Origin of the sequence: Cellulomonas sp. Root137 (assembly GCF_001426725.1) — a bacterium.
GTDB lineage: Bacteria > Actinomycetota > Actinomycetes > Actinomycetales > Cellulomonadaceae > Cellulomonas.
The window spans coordinates 1,465,662-1,488,573 of sequence record NZ_LMFG01000001.1; the positions used below are offsets into that span (position 1 = coordinate 1,465,662).

General features: G+C 73.0%; 18 protein-coding genes. 15 read left to right on the forward strand and 3 right to left on the reverse strand.

The features are described from left to right. Nucleotides 1–66 precede the first annotated feature (66 nt). Nucleotides 67–1,497 (reverse strand): hypothetical protein, encoded by a 1,431-nt coding sequence (locus tag ASD18_RS06990; RefSeq protein WP_056088568.1) that lies wholly within the window; start codon nucleotides 1,495–1,497, stop codon nucleotides 67–69. Further along, the gene (locus ASD18_RS06995) at nucleotides 1,494–2,027 is read right to left on the reverse strand and encodes a sigma-70 family RNA polymerase sigma factor (RefSeq protein ID WP_056088571.1); all 534 of its coding nucleotides are present in this window, start codon (nucleotides 2,025–2,027) and stop codon (nucleotides 1,494–1,496) included. The genes ASD18_RS06990 and ASD18_RS06995 overlap by 4 nt, the downstream gene beginning before the upstream one ends. A gap of 227 nt (nucleotides 2,028–2,254) precedes the next feature. On the opposite strand from ASD18_RS06995, the gene ASD18_RS07000 reads away from it, so the two are divergent. The 4 genes from ASD18_RS07000 to ASD18_RS07015 all read left to right on the forward strand — a co-directional run bounded on the left by ASD18_RS07000 (nucleotide 2,255) and on the right by ASD18_RS07015 (nucleotide 7,532). Then, the gene (locus ASD18_RS07000) at nucleotides 2,255–4,549 is read left to right on the forward strand and encodes a sodium-translocating pyrophosphatase (RefSeq protein WP_056088573.1); all 2,295 of its coding nucleotides are present in this window, start codon (nucleotides 2,255–2,257) and stop codon (nucleotides 4,547–4,549) included. Between the two features lie 63 nt (nucleotides 4,550–4,612). Beyond that, entirely contained in the window at nucleotides 4,613–5,275 is a 663-nt protein-coding gene (locus ASD18_RS07005; protein WP_056088576.1) for a ThuA domain-containing protein, read from the forward strand. Nucleotides 5,276–5,293: 18 nt separating this feature from the next. Beyond that, nucleotides 5,294–5,989: an endonuclease/exonuclease/phosphatase family protein gene (locus ASD18_RS21310; protein ID WP_056088579.1), complete on the forward strand. Its 696-nt coding sequence runs from the start codon at nucleotides 5,294–5,296 to the stop codon at nucleotides 5,987–5,989. 7 nt (nucleotides 5,990–5,996) lie between these two features. Next, nucleotides 5,997–7,532, forward strand: coding sequence for a methyltransferase (locus ASD18_RS07015; protein WP_235522283.1), 1,536 nt, complete (start codon nucleotides 5,997–5,999; stop codon nucleotides 7,530–7,532). A gap of 57 nt (nucleotides 7,533–7,589) precedes the next feature. Here ASD18_RS07015 and ASD18_RS07020 read toward each other — a convergent pair whose 3' ends face one another. Continuing rightward, the gene (locus tag ASD18_RS07020) at nucleotides 7,590–10,529 is read right to left on the reverse strand and encodes a glycosyl hydrolase (RefSeq protein WP_056088582.1); all 2,940 of its coding nucleotides are present in this window, start codon (nucleotides 10,527–10,529) and stop codon (nucleotides 7,590–7,592) included. Between the two features lie 268 nt (nucleotides 10,530–10,797). Here ASD18_RS07020 and ASD18_RS07025 point away from each other — a divergent pair, with 268 nt between their 5' ends. The 11 genes from ASD18_RS07025 to araA all read left to right on the forward strand — a co-directional run bounded on the left by ASD18_RS07025 (nucleotide 10,798) and on the right by araA (nucleotide 22,830). Then, nucleotides 10,798–11,898 carry an efflux RND transporter periplasmic adaptor subunit gene (locus ASD18_RS07025; RefSeq protein WP_235522284.1) on the forward strand — a complete coding sequence of 367 codons (1,101 nt, stop codon included), beginning with the start codon at nucleotides 10,798–10,800 and terminating at the stop codon, nucleotides 11,896–11,898. Beyond that, a complete protein-coding gene (locus tag ASD18_RS07030) occupies nucleotides 11,891–12,610 on the forward strand; it encodes an ABC transporter ATP-binding protein (protein WP_056088588.1) in 720 nt (239 codons plus the stop codon). Before ASD18_RS07025 ends, ASD18_RS07030 begins: the two co-directional genes overlap by 8 nt. Then, a complete protein-coding gene (locus tag ASD18_RS07035; RefSeq protein WP_056088591.1) occupies nucleotides 12,607–13,839 on the forward strand; it encodes an ABC transporter permease in 1,233 nt (410 codons plus the stop codon). Before ASD18_RS07030 ends, ASD18_RS07035 begins: the two co-directional genes overlap by 4 nt. A gap of 208 nt (nucleotides 13,840–14,047) precedes the next feature. Beyond that, on the forward strand, nucleotides 14,048–14,764 hold the full coding sequence (locus tag ASD18_RS07040) for a DUF5666 domain-containing protein (protein ID WP_056088594.1): 717 nt from the start codon (nucleotides 14,048–14,050) through the stop codon (nucleotides 14,762–14,764). Beyond that, nucleotides 14,757–16,631, forward strand: a complete 1,875-nt coding sequence (locus ASD18_RS07045) for an HlyD family efflux transporter periplasmic adaptor subunit (RefSeq protein WP_056088596.1) — start codon at nucleotides 14,757–14,759, stop codon at nucleotides 16,629–16,631. The genes ASD18_RS07040 and ASD18_RS07045 overlap by 8 nt, the downstream gene beginning before the upstream one ends. 123 nt (nucleotides 16,632–16,754) lie before the next feature. After that, nucleotides 16,755–17,585 (forward strand): pyrroline-5-carboxylate reductase, encoded by an 831-nt coding sequence (proC, locus tag ASD18_RS07050; RefSeq protein ID WP_056088600.1) that lies wholly within the window; start codon nucleotides 16,755–16,757, stop codon nucleotides 17,583–17,585. Continuing rightward, complete coding sequence (locus ASD18_RS07055) at nucleotides 17,585–18,592, forward strand: LacI family DNA-binding transcriptional regulator (RefSeq protein WP_235522285.1); 1,008 nt, start codon at nucleotides 17,585–17,587, stop codon at nucleotides 18,590–18,592. The genes proC and ASD18_RS07055 overlap by 1 nt, the downstream gene beginning before the upstream one ends. Nucleotides 18,593–18,607: 15 nt before the next feature. Next, a complete protein-coding gene (locus ASD18_RS07060) occupies nucleotides 18,608–18,946 on the forward strand; it encodes a hypothetical protein (protein WP_056088603.1) in 339 nt (112 codons plus the stop codon). Nucleotides 18,947–19,043: 97 nt separating this feature from the next. Beyond that, nucleotides 19,044–20,624 carry a xylulokinase gene (locus ASD18_RS07065; protein ID WP_056088607.1) on the forward strand — a complete coding sequence of 527 codons (1,581 nt, stop codon included), beginning with the start codon at nucleotides 19,044–19,046 and terminating at the stop codon, nucleotides 20,622–20,624. Continuing rightward, on the forward strand, nucleotides 20,621–21,331 hold the full coding sequence (locus ASD18_RS07070; protein WP_056088609.1) for an L-ribulose-5-phosphate 4-epimerase: 711 nt from the start codon (nucleotides 20,621–20,623) through the stop codon (nucleotides 21,329–21,331). The genes ASD18_RS07065 and ASD18_RS07070 overlap by 4 nt, the downstream gene beginning before the upstream one ends. Then, nucleotides 21,328–22,830, forward strand: a complete 1,503-nt coding sequence (araA, locus tag ASD18_RS07075; protein ID WP_056088611.1) for an L-arabinose isomerase — start codon at nucleotides 21,328–21,330, stop codon at nucleotides 22,828–22,830. The genes ASD18_RS07070 and araA overlap by 4 nt, the downstream gene beginning before the upstream one ends. The last annotated feature ends 82 nt before the right edge of the window (nucleotides 22,831–22,912 follow it).

A 22,912-nucleotide genomic window follows, 5' to 3' on the forward strand; every position in this document is an offset into this window, starting at 1 on the left:
GCCACCTCCCTGTGGTGCCGTCATCTTCCTGGACGACCGGGAGGTGTGAACCGTTGGTCGGATCGGCTATGTGAGGGTGACGGTGAACGGCGTGCCCAGCGTGACCGCGTAGCCGGAGCTCGTGTCCTGCAGCGGCACGGTCTCGGACGGCAGCCGCACGACGGGTGCCGAGAAGATCCAGCCCGGGTACACCTGGTAGACGCCGGCCGGCAGGGGGTTCCCGTCGCTCAGCGGCTGCTCCACGCCGGAGATGCAGGACGTCAGCACGCGCTCCTCCTCGGAGAAGGCCAGGGGTGCGCCCGCGCCCAGGTCGACCACGGAGAAGGCGTCGTTGGCCTGCACGGTGGTGCCGACCACGATCCCGTCCCGCACGATCCAGTACTCGATCGCGTAGTAGCCGAACGCCCGCAGCCGGCCCGGTCCGGTGTACTGCACGGAGCCGCTCGCGCGCAGGGGCGACCCGGCCGCGAACGTCGTCGCCTGCGGGGTGACCTGGAGGTCGAGCATCGCCGTCCGGACGGGGGCTGCCGGTGCCGGGCCGTCGCACACCGGCCGAGCCGCTGTGGTCGACGCGTCGAGCGGGACGTCCGAGCCGGGCGCCGCGAGCTGCACGTCGGCCTCACCTGTCACGGTGACGGTCGCCGGCTCGCCGAGGGCCGTCGCGCGTTCCGCGCCGTCGAGCGCCGCCGTCTGCGCGAGGGGGAGGGTCCCCTGCGCCAGGTCCTGGGGGATGTCCACCAAGCCGTCGAAGGTCACCACCGTGGCCCACGGCCGCAGCTCGTAGGTGCCCGCCGGCAGCGGACGTTCCGGGGTCGCCGGGCCGCCGTCCGCGGGATCGCAGACCGTGAGGTCCAGGGCGCCCCGGAACCAGGCCGTCTCGCCCTGGTTGCCGCTGCGGCCGGACATCGCGTCGTACGTCCCGGGGTAGAAGCCCGCGGTGCCGACGACGACGCCCTCGCGCACGATCGCCACCCGCGGTCCGCCGTCGGGCACGGCGAGCACCAGGGACGCCCCGAGCTCGGGGCTGCGCTCGACCTCGCCACCGACGGCCAGGTGCCCGCCGGACGCCATCGCGCCCGCGTCTGGCACCACACGCGCGACGACGCGGGTGTCCACCGGGTCGGCGGGCGCCGACGACGCCAGCGAGCCGCAGGTGCCGAACGGCAGGGCGGGGTTGCCGACGGGCAGCACCACCGGCGCGACGGTCGGGGTCGGGGTCGGGGTCTGCGAGGGCGCGGGTGTCGTCGTCGTGACCGACGGGGACGGGGTCGCCGGGGGCGCGGGACTGGTGCGGTCCGGCAGGAACGCGAACGCGGTCCCGGCGACGATGACGACCGCGGCGGCCGCGCCTCCGATCGCCACGGCGGCACGGGTGCGTCGGCGGGTGCGCGCGCGGGCGGTGATCCGGGCGACCGGCAGCGGCGCGCGTCCGACGCGGTGGCTCTGCTCGGCGCGGTCCGCCAGCTCGCCCAGGGCGGACTCGAGGTCGTGGTTCATCGTCCGGCTCCCTTCGCGATCGTGGTGACGTCCTCGGTGGACAGGCCGGGTTGCGGTCCCAGGAGCGGTTCGAGCTTGTGTCGGGCGTCGGACAGGTACCGCTTGACCGCCCCCGGGGACACCCCGAGCCGCCGGCCGATCTCGGGCAGCGTCAGGTCGTCGGAGAACCGCAGGACGACGCAGGCGCGCTCGCGGGGGGACAGGACGGTGAGTGCTCGCGCCACGTCGGCCCGGTCGCCCACGGCGGCGGCCTGGTCGTCCGCGGCCTCGGGCGTCGCGACCAGGTGGGTCACGGCGGCGAAGCGACGTCGTGCCCGGTAGGCGTCGAGATAGGTGTGGAGGATGACCCGCCGGACGTACGCCTCGACCCAGGTGACGTCGTCGGGCCGACGGCGTGCGTAGGTCCGCACGAGCCCGTCCTGCACCAGGTCCTCCGCCGCCGACATGTCCCCGGTCAGCAGGTAGGCGTACGCGACCAGCGCCGACCCCCGCTCGGTGACGAGCCGGTCCAGATCGTCCTCCCAGCTCATGGTCGACCTCCTTGGACGGGCAGCGCTGCCCTCACCTGTCCAGACGCCCTCACCACCCGAACGGTTGGGGTGAAGCCGATCGTCCCGCGGTTCAGGGTCCCGGTCACCCGTCTGCGTCGGTGTGCGATCCACGTCACATCTCGTGGCTAGACTCGCCCAGTCGCGCAGCAACGGGGCTGTGGGACAGGCGTGGTCAGGGGGGCCTCGCTGATGTCCGAGGAGGATGCATGGTCGAGCTCGGGTCAACGAGCATCACGATCGTCAGTGTCATCGCGGCCGTTGCGGTCGCGTCCCTGCTCATCGCCGTCGTCCTGCGTCGCCAGGTGCTCGCGGCCGGTGAGGGGACCGAGTCCATGCGCGAGATCGCGCGCGCGGTCCAGGAAGGGGCGTCGGCCTACCTGAGCCGGCAGTTCCGGACCCTGGCCCTCTTCGCGGTCGTCGTCTGCGCCCTGCTCTTCCTGCTGCCGGGCGACAGCGGTGTCAAGATCGGTCGCTCGGTGTTCTTCCTGATCGGCGCCGGGTTCTCCGCGGCGATCGGGTACCTGGGCATGTGGCTGGCCACGCGGGCGAACGTCCGGGTGGCGGCGGCCGCGTCGGAGGTCGGTGGGCGCGCGGAGGGCGCGCGCATCGCGTTCCGGACCGGTGGGTTCGTCGGCATGAGCGTCGTGGGCCTCGGCCTGCTCGGCGCCGCGTCCGTCGTGCTGATCTACCGGGCAGAGGCTCCGGCCGTGCTCGAGGGCTTCGGCTTCGGTGCCGCGCTGCTCGCCATGTTCATGCGCGTCGGCGGCGGCATCTTCACCAAGGCGGCCGACGTCGGCGCCGACCTGGTGGGCAAGGTCGAGCAGGGCATCCCGGAGGACGACCCGCGCAACGCGGCCACGATCGCGGACAACGTCGGCGACAACGTGGGCGACTGCGCCGGCATGGCCGCGGACCTGTTCGAGTCCTACGCCGTCACGCTCGTCGCGGCGCTCATCCTGGGCAAGGCGGCGTTCGGCGAGCAGGGGCTCGTGTTCCCGCTCGTGGTCACCGCGATGGGTGCCCTGGTCGCCGTGCTCGGCGTGTTCATCACGCGGGTGCGCGGCGCGGAGAGCGGCCTCAAGGCGATCAACCGCGGCTTCTACACCTCCGCGCTGGTGGGGGTCCTGCTCTCCGCGGTGGCGGCGTTCATCTACCTGCCGTCGTCGTTCTCGGAGCTCACGGGCGGCACGGCCGGCCTCGAGTCCCACCCCGGCGACCCGCGGCTGATCGCGTCGGTGGCCGTGGCCATCGGCGTCGTGCTCGCGGGCGTCATCCTCTGGGTCACCGGCTACTTCACCGGCACCACCAGCAAGCCCACCCTGCACGTCGCGCGGACCACCCTGACCGGCGCGGCCACCGTGGTCCTGTCCGGCATCGGGGTCGGCTTCGAGTCCGCCGTGTACACCGCGGGCATCATCGCGGCGGCCATCTGCGGCGTGTTCCTGCTGGCCGGCGGCTCCGTGTCGCTGTCCCTGTTCCTCATCGCGCTCGCGGGCTGCGGCCTGCTGACCACGGTCGGCGTCATCGTCGCCATGGACACGTTCGGCCCGGTGAGCGACAACGCGCAGGGCATCGCGGAGATGTCCGGCGACGTCACGCCCGAGGGCGCGCAGATCCTCACGGACCTCGACGCCGTGGGCAACACCACCAAGGCCGTCACCAAGGGCATCGCGATCGCGACGGCCGTCCTGGCCGCGACCGCCCTGTTCGGGTCGTACGCGGACGCCGTGCAGAACGCGTTGCGCACCGCGGGGCAGGCGGGCGACGAGCTCACCGCGGCGATGCTGAACTACAGCATCATCAGCCCGGTCACCCTGGTCGGCGTGATCCTCGGTGGCGCGACGGTGTTCCTGTTCTCGGGCCTGGCGATCGACGCCGTGACCCGGGCAGCCGGAGCCATCGTCTTCGAGGTGCGTCGCCAGTTCCGCGAGAACCCCGGGATCATGACGTACGAGGTGCGCCCGGAGTACGGCAAGGTCGTCGACATCTGCACCCGTGACTCCCTGCGGGAGCTGGCGACACCGGGTCTGCTCGCCGCGTTCGCGCCGATCGCCGTCGGGTTCGGACTCGGCGTCGGTCCGCTCGCCGGGTTCCTCGGCGGGGCCATCGCGACAGGCGTGCTCATGGCGGTCTTCCTGGCCAACTCGGGCGGTGCCTGGGACAACGCGAAGAAGATCGTCGAGGACGGCAACTTCGGCGGCAAGGGGTCCGACGCCCACGCGGCTGCGGTCATCGGCGACACCGTCGGTGACCCGTTCAAGGACACCGCCGGTCCGGCGATCAACCCGCTGATCAAGGTGATGAACCTCGTGGCGCTGCTCATCGCGCCGGCCGTGGTCGCCATCTCGGTGGGGACCGACGCCAACCAGACGGCGCGCCTGTCGATCGCGATCGCGGCCGCGCTCGTGGCGGGCGGGGCCGTCGTGATGTCTCGTTTTCGGGCCGCGCGAGCCGACCGAGAGGACCTGACCCGCGAGGCCGAGAAGGCGCTCGCACACTGACGCGTGACGACGATGCCTCCGGCTCCTGCCGGGGGCATCGTCGTCCGTGCAGGAGGAGGACCGATGCCCCACGCGATCGTGCTCGCCGGCCACGGCCGCTACGAGGACCCGTGGCACGACGCCGCCGCGGTCGCCCACCGGCTGGCCGGGCTGCTGGCGCAGGACGGGGTGGACGCCACGATCCGCGGCACCCTGCCGTCCGCGCTGGACGACGTCGACCCGGACCTCGTGATCGTCGCCGCGGGGCGCGGCCGGCCGGACCCCGAGTTCGACGGCACCGACGACGACTGGGCGCCGTTCCACGACCGGCTCGCCTCGCTGGTCGCCTCCGGAGTCCCGGTGCTCGGGCTGCACCAGGCGGCGAACACGTTCCTCGACCGGCCCGCGTGGGCGTCGACGCTCGGGGGTCGGTGGGTCGAGGGCGCGTCCTGGCACCCGCCGCTCGGGCCGTCGGTCTTCCGCGTGGTGGACCCGACGCACCCGGTCACGGCCGGGCTGTCCGTGGTCGAGGCGCCCGACGAGCAGTACCTGTCGCTGGAGGTGTCGCCGGACGTGCACGTCCTCGTCGTCGCCGAGCACGAGGGCGCCCCGCACCCGGTCGTCTGGGTGGCCCCCGGCCCCGGTCGCGTGGTCTACGACGCCCTCGGGCACGACGTCCGGTCGTACGACTCGCCGTCCCGCGCTCAGCTGTTCCGGAACGAGGTCCGCTGGTTGCTCGGCCGCTGAGTCCGACAGGATGTCCCGGTGACGACGAGCCTCGACGCCGGCCGCCTGCGGGTCATGACGTACAACCTGAAGGGCCTGCAGCTGTCCCGGGCGGACGCCGTCGCTGTGGTGCGCATCGCGGCCCCCGACGTGCTCGGCGTGCAGGAACCCCCGCGGGGGCTGCTCGGGCGGTGGCAGATGTGGCGGTTCGCGCGGGACGTGGGCCTGCGGACGGTCGTGAACGGCCGCGGTGCCCGGACGACGGCGCTGCTGGTCGCCTCGCGCCGGTCCGCCTCCCACGCGCACGCGCTCAAGCTGGTCAACCTCGCGGGTCGCACGCGTCGGGGCGTGGCCATGGCCACGGTCGACGGTGTCCGGTTCGTCGTCGTGCACCTGTCGCTGGTCCGCGACGAGCGGTCCGCGCACCTGTCCGACATCCTGCTCGCCCATGTCCCCGCCACGCGGACGGTCGTGCTCGGCGACCTCAACGAGCGCCCGGGCGGCCCCACGTGGAAGCGCCTGTCCAGCGTGCTGGTCGACGCCGACCCCGAGGGCGACCCCACGTACCCCGCGATCGACCCGCTGCACCGGATCGACGCGGTCTTCGCGTCCTCCGACCTCGGCATCGAGGACGCGCGGGTCCCCTCCGGCCCGCCCGTCCTGCACGGCAGCGACCACCGCCCGCTCGTCGTCGACCTGCTCCTGGACCCGGAGGCCCGGACTGTGCAGGGATGATGGCGGGGTGGTCCTGCAGCCCGCGCCCGGTGCGCCCCTGACCGATGCCGCGCTCGTCGCGGCCCTCCGCACCGACCTGACCGCCGCCGGGTACGGCGTGGCCGGGGTCGAGGACGTGCTCGGGCCGGTCGCCGCGGACGCCCTGCACCGCGAGGAGCCGGTTCCCGCGCTGCGCGCCACGGCGGCGTCCGGCGACGTCGTCGCGGCGCTGGTCCGCACGTTCCTGCTCGGTTCCACCACGCCGCGGCGGCTGCTCGAGCGGGCGCTGCCCACGCTCACGGTCGCGGGCGCCGAGCGCCTGGGCCTGGTGGAGTCCGACGGCGACGACGTGCGTGCGCGGGTCGACCTGCGTCCGTACGCGGCGGTCGACGGCGGCGGCGAGGTCGACTGGTGGATCGCGTCGGACCTCGGCGAGCTGGCCACCGGCTCGGCCCTGCGCACCGACCACGTGCTCGGCGTCGGCGGGGCCTCCACCACGCTGGCGCAGGTGACCGTCCGCGACGACCGCGACCACGTGCTGGACCTCGGCACGGGCTGCGGGATCCAGGCCCTGCACGCGTCCCGCCACTCGCGCCGGGTGGTCGGCACCGACATCTCCCGGCGCGCGCTCGCGTTCGCACAGTTCAACGCGGCGCTCGCCGGGGTAGAGCTCGACCTCCGCGAGGGGTCGATGCTCGAGCCGGTCGCCGACGAGCGCTTCGACCTCGTCGTGAGCAACCCGCCGTTCGTCATCACGCCGCGGACGCCGGGGATGCCGTCGTACGAGTACCGCGACGGCGGGCGCTCCGGCGACGCGATCGTGCGCGAGCTCGTCGAGGGCGTCGGCGCGGTGCTCGCCCCCGGGGGGGTGGCGCAGCTGCTGGGCAACTGGGAGGTGCGGCGCGGCGAGGAGTGGCACGAGCGGGTGGGGTCGTGGCTCGACGCCAGCGGGCTGGACGGCTGGGTGGTCCAGCGCGAGCTGCAGGACCCCGCGCAGTACGCCGAGACGTGGATCCGCGACGGCGGAACGACGCCGGACCGCGACCGCGCGGCGTGGGCCTCGCGGTACGGCGAGTGGCTCGACGACTTCGCGTCGCGGGACGTCGAGGGGATCGGGTTCGGCTTCGTGACCCTCCGCAAGCCTCTCCGGGAGCCGTCCCTGCGCCGCCTCGAGGAGGTCACCGGGACGGTCCGCCAGCCGCTGGGCCCGTCCATCGCGGCGACGCTCGCCGCTCACGACTGGCTGCAGTCGATGACGGACGGCGAGCTGGCCGACCAGCGCCTCGTCGTCGCACCGGACGTCACGGAGGAGCGCTACCTGACCCCGGGCGACCCGGACCCGCAGGTCGTGCTCCTGCGCCAGGGCGGCGGCTTCGGGCGTGCCGTGCAGGCCGGGACAGCGCTGGCGGGGTTCGTCGGCGTCTGCGACGGCGAGCTCACCGTGGGCCAGATCGTCAACGCACTGGGCGCCCTGCTGGAGGTCGGCGGCGACGCGGTCGCGGCGGACGTCCTCCCGTCGGCCCGCGGCCTCATCCGCGACGGCCTCCTGCTGCCCGCCGACTGACAACGTCCGAGGATGTGGCTGCCAGGGCAACCACATCCTCGGACGCAACGCGGGTTGTCAGTGCAGCACCACGTCGTCCAGGACGTGGGTGCCGGCGTTGAAGTACAGGTTCACCTTCTTCACGTCGGCCAGCTGCGCGCCGCAGTCGGCGGTCAGGGTCTCCAGGTCGACGACCACGTCGGCGGTCGGCCCGGAGATCCAGCCCACCTGCGCGGTCTCGCACCAGGTCCACGACGAGCCCACCTGCAGGGCCGCCTTGGTGTCGAACCCGGTGGTGGACACCACGTCGAACGTGAGCTGGGTGCGCCCGGTCCAGTCGCCGACCGAGGGGCCGAACCCGAACCAGCCGCCGTCCGGCGAGGCCGCGTCGACGGTGAGCGTGCCTCCGGTCGAGGAGACGGTGCCCTCCCCGATCGGCCCCCAGCCCTGGGCGCCGTCCGCGAAGTCGGAGAGCACGACGGGCTCCAGGGGCGTCGGCCGGTGGTCGTAGCGGTCGAGGTACCCGGCGAAGTCCCCGCGCGTGACCACCTTGAGCACGCCGAACTTCGTCGCTGACGTCGGCACGACGATCCCCGTCTCGGTGGCCCACGCGATGGCCTTGCCGTACGGGTGCCACGACGGGACGTCGGTGAACGCCTCGGGTGCCGCCGGTTCGGGCTTGCCCGCGAGCCGCCAGAGGAGCTCGGCGGCGGACGAGCGGTCGAGCGGCGCCTTCGGCAGGTAGACGGGCAGCGTCGTGTCGACCAGCCCCTCGTGCGCCAGCCACTCGATCGCCGTGTACGCCGCGTGCTTCTTGGGCACGTCGAGGAACGTCGGCCGCGTGGCGGTCGGCACCCAGGTCGCGTCCGCGTAGCGGTAGAGCAGCGTCGCCACGTCCTGACGGGTCTCCGGCTTCGTCGGCCGGAACGTGCCGTCCGCGTAGCCGTCGTCGAGCCCTTGGTCGTGCAGCCAGATGATCGAGTCGAAGTTCGGGGACCCCGGCAGCACGTCGGAGAACACCGGTGGCGGCTCGACCCCCGGCAGGGCGGCGATGTCGTCGACGACGATGCTTCCCGACGAGGCGCCGGTGCCGTCGTCGGCCGCGTTGACGTAGATGTTGAACTGCGAGATCGCCTGGAGGTCCGCGTCGGTGATCCGGCGGTTGGCGTTGGCGGTGTCCCAGGGGGCCGGACGCCAGTCGACGAACGGGAACGTGACGACGCCCGCCGTCGTGCCTGCCAGCGACGGGTACGCCTCGTACGAGACGCCACCGGCCACGAGCTGGAGCACCATCTTGTTGCCGGACCCGTCGGGCTTCACCCACAGGGCCAGCTCGTTGAAGGACGACCAGTCACCGCTGATCTGCTTACCGAACCCCGTGTAGGTCTGGGTGGCGAAGTCGTAGTCCATCCGCAGCGCCTTCGACGGCCCGCTCGTGTCCAGAGACAGCGTGTTGGCGCCGTAGGAGACGTACTCGGCCCGCAGGGCGGTGTTGTCGCCGTACCCCTCGTAGTCGTCGACCACGCCCGGCCCGAAGGTCGGTCTCGGCCCGAGGACCACGGAGACGCTGTCGGTGAGCACCTCGGCGCCGTCGACGATCACATGCACCTCGAGCGTCTGCGTGCTGTTGTCCAGCTCGGCGGCCGGGATGTCCCACGGCGCCGACCACCAGAGGCCGTCGCCGGGGGAGAGCTCGATCTCCGTGGTCCCGACCGTCGCGTACACGCGGTCGGCGTCGACGTTCTGGACCGTGGCCCGGATGGTCGTCGGCGACGTCGCGACGCGCGCGCTGTCCGCGGGCGACGCGATGTGCACGAGCGGCTGCGCGGGAGTCGTGTCGACGGCACGGTCGAACGCGCCGGTGACGTCACCCGCGAAGTAGGTGAACGGGTCCGCCGCGTACGCCTGGAAGTCCTCCAGGAGTGCGTCGCCGGGCACGGGCACGAAGTGCTGGCCGGCGTCGAAGTTGGCCCACGTCTCCATGTAGGCGGACCGGCTGGCACGCGGGTCGGCCTTGATGGCGTTCAGCACCTTGGTGAACCACTGCTCGGGAGACGAGCCGCTGGTGCCGACGCCACCCGAGACGCCGAACTCGGTGAACGCGGAGACCTTCCCGCGAGCGTCGGCGAGGTCGGCGATCATGCCGAGGTCCGCGACCAGCCCGTCGAGGAACGCCTGCGAGCCGGTGTTGTCGTACGCGTCCAGGCCGAGCACGTCGATGAACTCGTCGCCGGGGTAGGTGCGCAGGTACTGCTCGGCGTTGCCGCCGAACCCGCTGCCCGGGCTGAACGCGTACAGGAAGTTGGAGACGCCCTTGAGGTCGCGCAGGTACTCGACCGTGTACCGGTAGAGCTCCTTGTACTCGCCGGGGGAGCCGAACGCGGCGCCCCACCAGAACCAGGAGCCGGCGTTCTCGTGCCACGGGCGGAAGACGATCGGGATGAGGTTCCCGTCGGCGTCGCGCGCACCGTCCGCCGCGGCCGCGATGTTGTCCAGGTACGCGTTGAGCGCGGCGTTCTTGGGGCCGCCCGGCAGGACCGCGCGCAGGGTGTCGCCGGTGGTGTCGTAGAAGCTGCCGCCGGTGACGAAGTTCTCCATGTGCGCGGACAGGGTGTTGATGCCGCCCAGCTCGTGCGCCTTGCCGATGTAGTCGTCGAGCGCGGCGATGTTCTGCGCGGTCGTGTTGCCGGCCGAGCCCGGGGCCTCGTCGCCCTGGAGGATCAGCGTGTCCCAGCCGAACACGGCGGGGTAGTCGCCGGTCACGTTCTTCACGTCGGACTTCAGGCCGTCCGCGCCGGTGAACGTCAGGCCGTACGACGTCGTGTGCTGGTGGCCGAACAGGATGCCGTCGCCGCGCACGTCGTCGAGGTAGGAGAACAGGGACCGGGTCTGCGGGCTGGCGCCCGGGTCGACGAGCGTGACGGTCTCGGCGGCTGTCGCGGGGAGCGTCACGGTCCCGCACAGGGCTGCGGCGGTGATCCCTGCGGTGAGGGCGCGCGCGAGATGACGGTTCTTCATTGAACCTCCTGGGTCGTCCCGCCCCCGGAGCCGGCATCCACGGACGAGCACTGGAACGAACTTAGTCAAGTTACCAAACAAAGGATCGACCGGACAGGCCCGAATCGTTTGAGCGCGCTCGATCCACAGGTCAGGCACAGGTCGGTGCTACGGCCGGCCCAGCCGCCCTCCCTACGTTCGGCCCAGGTCACAGGACCGGGTCGACGTGAGGGAGAACATGCAGCACGTATGGAGGCGGACGACGCCGCTGACGAGGACGGTCACTGCCGTGGTCGTCGTGGCCCTCGTCGGCGCAGCGGTCTGGTGGTTCGGGATCAGGGACGCGTCGGCGGCATCGGCCGCACCCGTGACCAGGACGGTCGCCGCGAGCCTGACGACGATGCAGAAGTCGGTGAGCGCCAGCGGCACGCTGACCCCGTCGGTGCAGCAGGACGTGAGCTTCGAGGTGAGCGGCACCGTGACCGGTGTGCCCGTCGCGGTCGGTCAGGCGGTCACCGTCGGGCAGACGCTCGCCACGGTCGACACCCTGCAGCTGACCGCGGACCTGCTGCAGGCCAAGGCGACGCTGGCCAGCGCGCAGGCCAAGCTGGCCGACGCGAGCGGGACCGCGCAGATCGCCGCGGCGCAGGCGCAGGTCGACGTGGCGCAGTCGGGCGTGGACACCGCGCAGGCCGCGATGGACGGCGCCACGCTCACGGCCCCGGTCGCCGGGCTGCTGACCGCGGTGAACCTCGAGGTGGGCGACGCGGTGGGGTCCTCCTCGGCGCCCTCCGGCAGCGGCGGCGAGACCACGGCGCAGTTCACCATCGTCGGCACCGAGGCGTGGCAGGTCGACGTCACGGTCTCCGACGCGGACGTCGCGCTCATCGAGGTGGGCGACCAGGCGGAGGTCACCCTCGACGGCGCGACCGACCCGGTGTTCGGCACCATCAGCGAGATCGGGCTGCTGTCCACCAGCGACACCGGCGTGGCGGCCTACCCCGTGGCCGTGGCGGTCACCGGCGACCAGGAGGGGCTGCACGACGGGGTCGCCGCCGAGGTCGAGCTGGTCTACGAGCGCCGGACGGACGTGCTCACGGTGCCCAGCCTCGCGGTCACCACGGCTACAGACGGCACGACGACCGTGCAGCAGGTCGGCGCCGACGGCGAGACGGTCGACGTGCCCGTGACGGTCGGCGAGACCTCCGGCAACGTCACCGAGATCACCGAGGGGCTGGCCGAGGGCGACGAGGTCGTGCTGGCCACGTTCACGCCTGGCACCGGCGGGACAGGACGCCAGGGCACCCAGGACGGCGGCACGTTCCCCGAGGGCGGTCCCCCGGAGGGCTTCGACCCCACCCAGATGCAGGGCGGTCGGACGAATGGCTGAGCTCGCGTCGCCGCTCGTCGAGACACGCACCAGCACCGTCATCGACCTGGTCGGCGTCACGAAGACCTACACGTCCGGCAGCATCGAGTTCGAGGCCCTGCGCGGCGTGGACCTGCGCATCGAGCAGGGCGAGTACGTGGCGGTCATGGGCCCCTCGGGGTCCGGCAAGTCGACGCTGATGAACATCCTCGGCTGCCTGGACACGCTCACCCGCGGCACGTACCACCTGGCCGGCGAGGACGTGGGGGAGCTCGACGAGATCGACCTCGCGGACATCCGCAACCGGCGCATCGGGTTCGTGTTCCAGCAGTTCAACCTCCTGCCGGCGCTGTCGGCGTGGCGCAACGTGGAGCTCCCGCTGGTCTACGGACGGGTGCACGCGGGGGTCCGACGCGACCGGGCCGCGGCCGCGCTGTCCCGCGTCGGGCTCGCCGACCGGCTCGACAACCGGCCCGGCGAGCTGTCCGGCGGGCAGCAGCAGCGCGTCGCGGTGGCCCGCGCCCTCGTCGGCGAACCGGCCCTGCTGCTGGCCGACGAGCCCACCGGCAACCTCGACTCGACCTCGACCCGCGACGTCCTGGAGCTGTTCGACGAGCTGCACGCCCAGGGCCGCACCATCGTCCTCATCACCCACGAGGCGGACGTCGCCGAGCGTGCGGAGCGGATCGTCCGGGTCCACGACGGACTCATCGTGTCGGACGGTGCCCGATGACCTGGACCGAGACCCTGCGCACCGGCTGGTCGGCGGTGACGTCGCACGCGATGCGGTCGATCCTCACCGTGCTCGGCATCCTCATCGGCATCGCCGCCGTCATCCTCACGGTCGGCCTCGGGCTCGGCACGCAGAAGGACGTCAGCGAGCAGATCAGTCAGCTGGGCAGCAACCTGCTCATCGTCAAGCCGGGCAGCAGCACCAGCACGGAGGGCGTCCGCGGGGGCTTCGGCTCGCGCACCACGCTCACCACGGCCGACGCGGAGGCACTGGCCTCGTCGGTCAATGCGCCCGACATCGGCAAGGTCGCCGCCGAGAAGACGACCTCCACCTCACTCGAGGCCAACGACACCAACTGGACCACCAGCGTCGTCGGCACCAGCACGGACTGGCTCGACGTCCGCGGCCGCACCCTCGCGTCCGGCGCGTTCTTCACGGCCGACGACGAGGCCTCCCGCGCGGCGGTCGTCGTGCTCGGACCGTCGACCGCGGAGGAGCTGTTCGGCTCCACCCGCGTGGTCGGCCAGACCGTGACCATCGGCGACACCGACCTCCGGGTCGTCGGGGTGCTCGAGGCCGAGGGCGCGTCCGGCGACAGCGACCTCGACGACCTCGCGGTCATCCCCATGTCGACGGCGGCGGACACGGTCGTCGGCGGCTCGGACCGGAACGCGGTCTCGACGATCTACGTCCAGGCGGAGTCGACCGACCAGCTGAACGCGGCGTACCAGGAGGCGCAGGCCCTGCTGCTCAACCTGCACGGGATCACCGACGCCGACAGCGCCGACTTCACGATCAACAGCCAGGACGCCCTCGTGTCCACCGCGACCGCGGTCTACAAGACTCTGACCGTCCTCCTGACCGGCATCGCGGCACTCTCGCTGCTGGTCGGGGGCATCGGGGTCATGAACATCATGCTCGTCTCGGTCACCGAGCGGACCCGCGAGATCGGTCTGCGCAAGGCGCTCGGCGCCCCGCCGTGGGCCATCCGCCGGCAGTTCCTGGTCGAGGCCACGGTGCTCGGCCTGGCCGGCGGGGTGCTCGGTGCGGTCCTCGGGATCGCCGCCGCGCAGGTCCTGCCCCGGTTGCTCGACAGCTCGGTCGTCGTGTCCGGTGTCGCGGTCGTCGGCTCGGTCGTCGTCGCGATGGGCATCGGGCTGGTGTTCGGCGTCTACCCCGCCACGCGTGCCGCGCGCCTAGCCCCCATCGACGCGCTGCGCGCGGAATAGCCCCTCTCAGCAAGGAGACCCCATATCCACCCTGACCACGCGACTGCTTCCCGCGATCGCCGCGGCGTCGGTCCTCGTCCTCGCCGGCTGCTCGGCCGGCACCTCCGAGGCGGCCGCCCCGGCCGCCTCGTCCACCCCTCAGCAGCAGGACGGCGGCGGCGCGCAGCCTCCCGGTGGTGGCGGCGGCGCGTCCGGCGAGATCGCCTCGGTGACCGGCACGGTCATGCAGGTCCGGTCCACCGACGCGCAGACCGCGGTGACCTGGACGGACGCGACCACGTTCTCCGCGACCGTCGCCGGCACGCTCGCCGACGTGACGGTCGGGTCGTGCGTCGTCGCCGTGTCGACGGCCACCGCCGACGACTCGACGGACACCACCGCGCCGGTGGAGGCCACCAGCATCCGGATCACGCAGCCGGCCGACGACGGCACGTGCGTCAGCGGCTTCGGCGGCTTCGCCGGCGGACCCGGAGGTGGCGACCGTCCCGACGGCGCGCCCACCGACATGCCGTCGATGCGGGCCCCCGACGGCGCGCCCACCGACCTGCCGTCCGGAGCACCCGACGGCGCGCGCATGTTCGGCGGCGGGGCCGGCGGCACGGTCACCGCGATCGACGGCAGCACGCTGACGGTCGAGGCCACCGGTCAGGACGACGCGACGACCTCGCGCACCGTCTCCGTCACCGACGCGACCACCTACACGACGACCGCAGCGGCCGACGCGTCCGCGGTCGTCGTGGGGCAGTGCGCCACCGCGCGCGGCGAGTCCGACGACAGCGGCAAGGTCACCGCGACGAGCATCACGATCTCCGCGCCGACCGACGGCGAGTGCACCACCGGCATGGTCGGCGGGCGCGGCTTCCCCGGCGGCGGCTCGCAGGGGTCGTCGGACGACTCGTCGCAGGACGGCGGCACCGATGCCTGACCGCGCGGTCCGCCCCTCCGTCGCGCTGCGGCGTCGCGCGCGCCGTCGTCGGATCATCGGGTTCGGCGCCGCCGGGGCCGTCGTCCTGGTGGCTGCGGGCGGTGGCGTCGCGCTCGCCGTCGGCGGCTCACAGGACGGTCGGTACCGGACGGCCACCGCCGAGCTGTCGAGCGTCGAGCAGGTGATCGACGCCGTCGGCACGATCGCGTCGGCCAGCCGGCGTGACGCGGCGTTCTCCGTCGACGGCACGGTCGCGACCGTCACCGTGTCGGTCGGTCAGGCCGTGGCGGCCGGTGACGTGCTCGCGACGCTCGACACCGAGGCGCTGCAGGACGCGGTCGAGAAGGCGCAGGCCGACCTCGCGGGCGCCCAGCAGCAGCTGTCCGACGACCTGGACTCGCAGACGTCGTCGACCTCGAGCTCGTCGTCGACCTCCTCGTCCTCCGCGACCTCCACCTCGTCGTCATCGACGCCGTCGGCATCGCCGTCCGCGTCTCCCGCGGCCTCCTCCGCCGCACCGACCACCGGGTCCGACGACACGCGCGGAGACTCCGCGGACCCCGCCGTCGAGAAGGCGCTGTCCGACGTCGAGCGGGCCCAGAAGGCGCTGCTCGACCAGTACCAGGTCACCGCCGACGCCCTCGCGTCCAGCGGCCAGAGCGTCACGGCGTCGCAGGCCTCGTGCGCGGCGTTCCTCGCGGTGGTCGGCGACGACGTCGAGCCCGCGGACCCGGAGCCGACGGATGAGCCGACGGAGCCGACAGATCCCGCCGACGCCGCCACCGAGGACGCCGGCGACACGACCGAGCCCGACGTCTCCGCCGTCGAGCAGGCCCTGGCGGACTGCCAGGCCGCGCTGACCGGCGCCCTGGACGCGCAGACCGCGACCGACGCGGAGCAGCAGGCGCTCATGACGCTCGCGACCGCGCTGGACCAGGCGGTGCAGGTGCTGCAGAAGGCGGTCGCGGCGTCAGCATCGACGAGCACACCGTCGACGAGCACACCGTCCGTCAGCACGCCGTCCACGACGACCCCGTCGGCGAGCACCCCGTCGACCGGCACGCCGTCGGGTTCGTCGGACGACACGTCGACCGTGGCCTCGGCAGCGACGGTCGTCGCCGACCAGGCCGCGATCGACCTGGCCGAGGCCAACGTCGCGCTCGCGCAGAGCCGGCTCCCGTTCGCCACCCTGACCAGCCCGATCGCCGGCACGGTCGCGGCGGTCGCGCTCGCACCGGGCGACTCGGTCACGGCCTCGTCGACCACAGCGGTGATCACGATCCTCGGCCCCGACGGCTACACGGTCACCACCAGCGTCCCGCTGACGAAGATCGACATCGTCACGGTCGGCCAGACGGCCCAGGTGACCACGCCCAGCACGGATGCGGCGCTCACGGCCACGGTCAGCAGCATCGGGGTCCTCGACACGTCGACCACCGCCGACCCGGCCTACACCGTCGAGCTCGCCGTCGACCCGACCGAGGAGAGGCTGTTCGACGGCGCCTCCGCCCAGGTCCGGGTCACGGTCGCGGGCGCCGACCAGGTGCTCACGGTGCCGACGTCGGCCGTCCACGTCGACGGCGCCACGGCCACGGTCCAGGTGCTCGACGGTGGCACGCCGACGGAGGTCACGGTCACCCGCGGCGCGGTCGGCACGGAGCGCACCGAGATCACCGACGGCCTGTCCGCCGGCGACGAGGTGGTCCTCGCGGACCTCGACGAGCCGATCGAGACCAGCACGTCGACCACGACCGGGCTGTCGGGTCTGGGCGAAGACGCGACGCAGGGCGGCCCTCCGGAGGGCTTCGTGATGCAGGGTGGCGACGGCGGTCCGCCGGCCGGGTTCGCCCCTCCGGGGAACGGCTGACCGCGGGCCAGGGATCGGGGGACCGAGCGGCGGTTCCCCGATCCCTCGCGTCGCCACCGAGTCCCGCCCCGCGTGGATAGGCTCGCGGCGTCGCCCTCCGGCGGCACGGACGGGAGGACCACGATGACCGACGAGCCCACCGCCGACACACCGCGGGTCGCGGTGCTGGGCGGCGGTGTCATGGGGGAGACCCTGCTCAGCGCGCTGCTGACGGCGGGCTGGACGGCCGAGCAGGTCGAGGTCACCGAGCGGTACGCGCCGCGGGCCGAGGAGCTCGCCGCCCGGTACGGGGTCCGCACCGGGTCGTCGAACGCGGAGGCCGCGGCCCGCGCCGTCGTCGTGCTGCTCGCCGTCAAGCCCAACGTCGTCGCCTCGGTCCTGGACGAGATCAAGGACGCCCTGCGCGGCGGCGAGCTCGTGGTCAGCGTGGCGGCCGGCCTGCCGATCGCCAGCTACGAGAAGCGGCTCAACCCGGCACAGCCGGTCGTGCGGGTCATGCCCAACACGCCCGCCGTCGTCGGCAAGGGGGCCAGCGCCATCGCCCCCGGCACGCACGCGAGCGAGGGGCACCTGGCCCTCGTCGAGAAGATGCTCGGCGCCACCGGGCTCGTCGTCCGTGTGGAGGAGAAGGACCTCGACGCGGTCACCGCCATCTCCGGCTCCGGCCCCGCCTACGCGTTCTACCTGATCGACGCGATGGCCGAGGCGGGAGTGCTGCTCGGCCTCACCCGTGACCTGGCCACGAAGCTCGCGGTCGCGACCGTCGAGGGCTCCGCGGCGCTCGCCGCCCAGTCGGGCGACCACCCGGCCGTGCTGCGCGAGCGCGTGTCCTCCCCGGGCGGGACCACGGTCGCCGCGGTGCAGGTGCTCGACGCCCACGGCGTCCGCGCCGGGGTCGTCGCGGCGGCGGAGGCGGCCCGCGACCGCTCGCGTGAGCTCGGCAAGCAGTACTGATGAACGCCTCCGCGCGTCCGCCGGCGATGAGCGACGTCGCCGCGCTCGCGGGCGTCTCGCACCAGACCGTCTCGCGGGTGCTGAACGACCATCCGAGCGTCCGCCCGGAGACGCGGGAGCGTGTCAACGCGGCCATCGTCCGGCTGGGGTACCGCCGCAACAGCGCCGCCCGCACGCTGGTCACCCGCCGGTCCGGCACGCTCGGCGTGGTCACCCCCGCCACCGCGCTGTACGGGCCGACGAGCACGCTGGTCGGGCTCGAGGAGGCCGCCCGGGTGGTCGGCTGGTACGTGTCGGTGGCGACCATCCGGCAGTTCGACGGCGACAGCATGCACACCGCGATCGAGCACTTCCTGGGGCAGGGCGTCGACGGGATCGCGATCATCGCGCCCACCACCGAGGTCGCCCAGGCCATCGCCGCGATCGCGTCCCCGGTGCCGGTCGTGCTCATCTCGTCGGCGTCCGACGTCCCGCCCGTCGCGCACCTGCACGCGGTCGGTGTCGACCAGCGGCACGGCGCCCGGCTGGCCACCCAGCACCTGCTCGACCAGGGCCACACCGAGGTGGTGCACGTGGCCGGCCCGCAGGACTGGTTCGACGCCCAGGACCGGCTCGCCGGGTGGCGCGAGGTCTCCGGACCGGGTGCCCCGGAGCACATCGAGGCGGGCTGGGACGCGGCCGACGGGTACGAGCTCGGGCTCCGGATGGTCCGCGAGGGGCTGCCGTCGGCGATCTTCGCGGCCAACGACCAGCTGGCCCTCGGGCTGCTGCACGCGTTCTGGGAGAAGGGTGTCGGCGTGCCGTCGGACGTCGCGGTCGTGGGCTTCGACGACGAGGTCGGCGCCGCGCACTACACGCCGCCGCTGACCACGGTCCGGCAGGACTTCGGGGCGCTCGGGCGGCTGGCGGTCGGCTCGCTGCAGTCCGCGTTCGCGGGGGAGGACGTGGCGCGCCAGCAGATCCCCGCGGAGCTCGTGGTGCGGGCCAGCTCGGTGCGTCCGGCGTAGTCCTACGCTCGGGTCATGATCGACATCGCCGAGCTCGCCGAGAAGCACCTAGACGCCGCCCGCTCCGACCAGCACGGCCGCTCGGCGGGCATCGTCGCCCATGACGGCGAGCTGCGGCAGACGATCATGGCCATGACCGCCGGATCGAGCCTGGGCGAGCACAACTCCCCGAACGCCGCGACGCTGCAGGTCTGGCGCGGGAGGGTGCGGGTCGAGTCGCCCGACGGGGACGTCGAGGCGAGCACCGGTCACCTGTGGGTGCTGACGCACGAGCGGCACTCGGTGCACGCGATCGAGGACAGCGTCTTCCTGCTCACCACCCTCACGGGAGTCGGTCGGTCCTCGCACGGCTGAGTCGGGGCGGGTGGACCGCGGGGCAGATGTTAGCGCTAACATGTGTCTCGGCCGCCGGCGTCCGTCGCGGTCCTCGTCGCAAGAGCGGAGCCGCGTGATGACGGTCGATCCCCACGGAACCGACCCCCGGACGGCCATCGAGTCCGGCGCGACGACCCTCGGCATCGAGCTGGGCTCCACGCGCATCAAGGCCGTCCTGATCGGCCCCGACCACGCTCCGTTGGCCAGCGGCAGCCACGACTGGGAGAACCAGTTCGTCGACCGCGTGTGGACGTACTCGCTGGACGCCGTGTGGACCGGGCTGCAGGAGTCGGTCGCCGCGCTGCTGGCCGAGGCCGAGGAGAAGTACGGGGTGCGGCCGGCGCGGCTGCAGGCCATCGGGATCTCCGCGATGATGCACGGCTACCTCGCGTTCGACGAGGCCGACGAGCTGCTGGTCCCGTTCCGCACCTGGCGCAACACGACGACGGGCCGCGCGGCCGAGGAGCTGACCGGGCTGTTCGGTCACAACATCCCGCTGCGCTGGTCCATCGCGCACCTCCGTCAGGCGGAGCTGGACGCGGAGCCGCACGTCCCGCAGGTCCGGTTCCTCACCACGCTGGCCGGCTACGTGCACTGGAAGCTCACCGGCCGCAAGGTGCTCGGCGTCGGCGACGCCTCGGGCATGTTCCCGATCGACACGGCGACGCACGCGTACGACGCGACGATGCTCGCCGCCTTCCCCGGGGCGGACCTCGAGCCGCTGCTGCCCGAGATCCTGCTCGCCGGCCAGGAGGCCGGCCGGCTGACCGAGGCCGGCGCGGCGCTGCTCGACCCCACCGGCACGCTGCAGCCGGGCATCCCGCTCTGCCCGCCCGAGGGTGACGCCGGCACGGGCATGGTCGCGACGAACTCCGTCGCACCCCGCACCGGCAACGTCAGCGTCGGCACCAGCATCTTCGCGATGGTCGTGCTGGAGAAGCCGCTCGCGCAGGTGCACCACGAGCTCGACCTGGTCACCACACCCGGCGGCGACCTGGTCGCGATGGTGCACTGCAACAACGGCGCCAGCGAGCTCGGCGCCTGGGCGGACCTGTTCGGGCAGTTCGCCACCGCGATCGGGCAGCCCACCGGCTCGGACGAGGTGTTCGGCGCGCTCCTGCGCGAGGCGCTGACCGGCGACGCCGACGGGGGCGGGCTGCTGGCCTACAACTACCTGTCCGGTGAGCCGATCACGGGTCTGACCGAGGGGCGGCCGCTGTTCGTGCGGACCCCTGACAGCCGGCTCACCCTCGCCAACTTCATGCGCACCCAGGTCTACAGCGCGTTCGGCACGCTCAGCCTGGGCATGCGCGTGCTGCGAGGAGAAGGTGTCGAGCTCGACGCGATGTACGCGCACGGCGGGCTGTTCCGGACCGCGGGCGTGGCGCAGCGGCTGCTCGCCGCGGCGGTCGGCGCGCCGGTCACCGTGGGCAGCACCGCGGGGGAGGGCGGCGCCTGGGGGATCGCGGTGCTCGCCGCGTACCTGGGTGCGGCCGACGAGCAGGACCTGAGCACCTACCTGACCACCCGCGTGTTCGGCGACGCCGTCTCGGAGACGGTCGCGCCGGACCAGGACGACGTCCGCGGCTTCGACGCCTACCTCGAGCGCTACTGCGCCGGGCTGGCGATCGAGCAGGCCGCGGTGGAGGCACTGTGAGCACCGAGGACCTGATCCGGCAGACGCGGACCGTCGTCGCGCAGCTGCACGCGGAGCTGCCGCGCTGGGGCCTGGTGGTGTGGACCGCGGGGAACGTGTCGCAGCGGGTGGTCGTCGGAGCCGCTCCCGGGCCCGCCGACCTGTTCGTCATCAAGCCCTCCGGGGTCACGTACGACGAGCTGACCCCCGAGTCGATGGTCGTCTGCGACCTCGACGGGAACCTGGTCGACGGCACCCGAGCACCCTCGAGCGACACCGCCGCGCACGCCTACGTGTACCGGCACATGCCGTCGGTGGGGGGAGTCGTGCACACGCACTCGACCTACGCGACCGCCTGGGCCGCCCGCGGCGAGCCGGTCCCGTGCGTGCTCACGATGATGGCCGACGAGTTCGGCGGCGACGTGCCGATCGGCCCGTTCGCGCTCATCGGCGACGACTCGATCGGCCGCGGCATCGTCGAGACCCTGCAGGTCTCCCGCAGCCCCGCCGTCCTCATGCGCAACCACGGACCGTTCACCATCGGCCGCGACGCCAAGGCCGCCGTGAAGGCCGCCGTCATGGTCGAGGAGGTCGCCCGGACGGTGCACATCGCGCGGCAGCTGGGTGACACCGTCCCGATCGCGCAGTCGGACATCGACTCCCTCTACGCCCGCTACCAGAACGTCTACGGACAGCAGCCCACCCACACCCCGGAGAGCGACTCATGACCAAGCCCTACGCCGACCGCGAGATCTGGTTCCTCACCGGGAGCCAGGGCCTGTACGGCGAGGAGACGCTCCGCCAGGTGGCCACGCAGTCGCAGGAGATCGCGCGGGTCCTGGGCGACACGCTCCCGGCGACGCTCGTCTGGAAGCCGGTCCTCACCGACTCCGACGCCATCCGCCGCGCCGCGCTCGAGGCCAACGCCGACGACGCCGTGATCGGGGTGATCGCGTGGATGCACACGTTCTCGCCGGCCAAGATGTGGATCGCCGGCCTCGACGCGCTGCGCACGCCGCTGCTGCACCTGCACACGCAGGCGAACGTCGAGCTGCCGTGGGACACCATCGACTTCGACTTCATGAACCTGAACCAGGCCGCGCACGGCGACCGCGAGTTCGGCTACATCGCGACCCGGCTCGGTGCCGCGCGCAAGACGGTCGCGGGGCACGTGTCCAACCCGGCCGTCGTCGCGTCGATCGACACCTGGGTGCGCGCCTGCGCCGGCTGGGCCGCGACGCACGAGCTGAAGCTCGCCCGGTTCGGCGACAACATGCGCAACGTCGCCGTGACCGAGGGCGACAAGACCGAGGCCGAGCTGCGGTTCGGCGTCTCGGTGAACACCTGGGGCGTGAACGACCTCGTGGCGGCCGTGGACGCGGTGGCTCCAGACGACGTCGACGCGCTCGTGGCCGAGTACGAGCAGCTCTACGACGTCGCCCCGGAGCTGCGGGCGGACGGCGACCGGCACGAGTCCCTGCGCTACGGCGCCCGCCAGGAGATCGCCCTGCGCACCCTGCTCGAGTCGCTGGGTGCCAAGGCCTTCACGACGAACTTCGAGGACCTCGGTGACCTCCGCCAGCTCCCCGGCCTCGCGGTGCAGCGGCTCATGGCCGACGGCTACGGGTTCGGTGCCGAGGGCGACTGGAAGACCGCGATCCTGGTCCACGCCGCCAAGGTGATGGGCGCCGGGCTGCCCGGCGGCGCGTCGCTCATGGAGGACTACACCTACGACCTGACGCCCGGCTCGGAGCGGATCCTCGGCGCCCACATGCTCGAGATCTGCCCGACGCTGACCACGTCGAAGCCGACCCTGGAGATCCACCCGCTCGGCATCGGCGGCAAGGAGGACCCGGTCCGCCTGGTGTTCAACGCCGACCCCGGCGTGGGCGTCGTCGTCTCCCTGGCCGACATGCGCGACCGCTTCCGGCTCACCGCCAACGTGGTCGACGTCGTCCCGCCCACCGCCGACCTGCCGCACCTGCCGGTCGCCCGGGCCGTCTGGGAGCCCCGCCCCGACTTCCGCACGTCCGCCGAGTCCTGGCTGACCGCCGGGGGAGCGCACCACACCGTGCTCACGACGGCCGTCGGGGTCGAGGCGTTCGAGGACTTCGCGGAGATTGCGCGCACCGAGCTGCTCGTCATCGACGAGGACACCACGCGCCGCGGCTTCCGCGACCAGGTGCGGTGGAACCAGGTCTACTTCCGCCTGGCCCAGGGGTTCTGAGAGGTACGTCCGAACGGGTGGACCTGAGTCCCCCGATTGCTCGTTGCAACTGATGTCTCTAGCGTCGTGACTAGCGCGACGA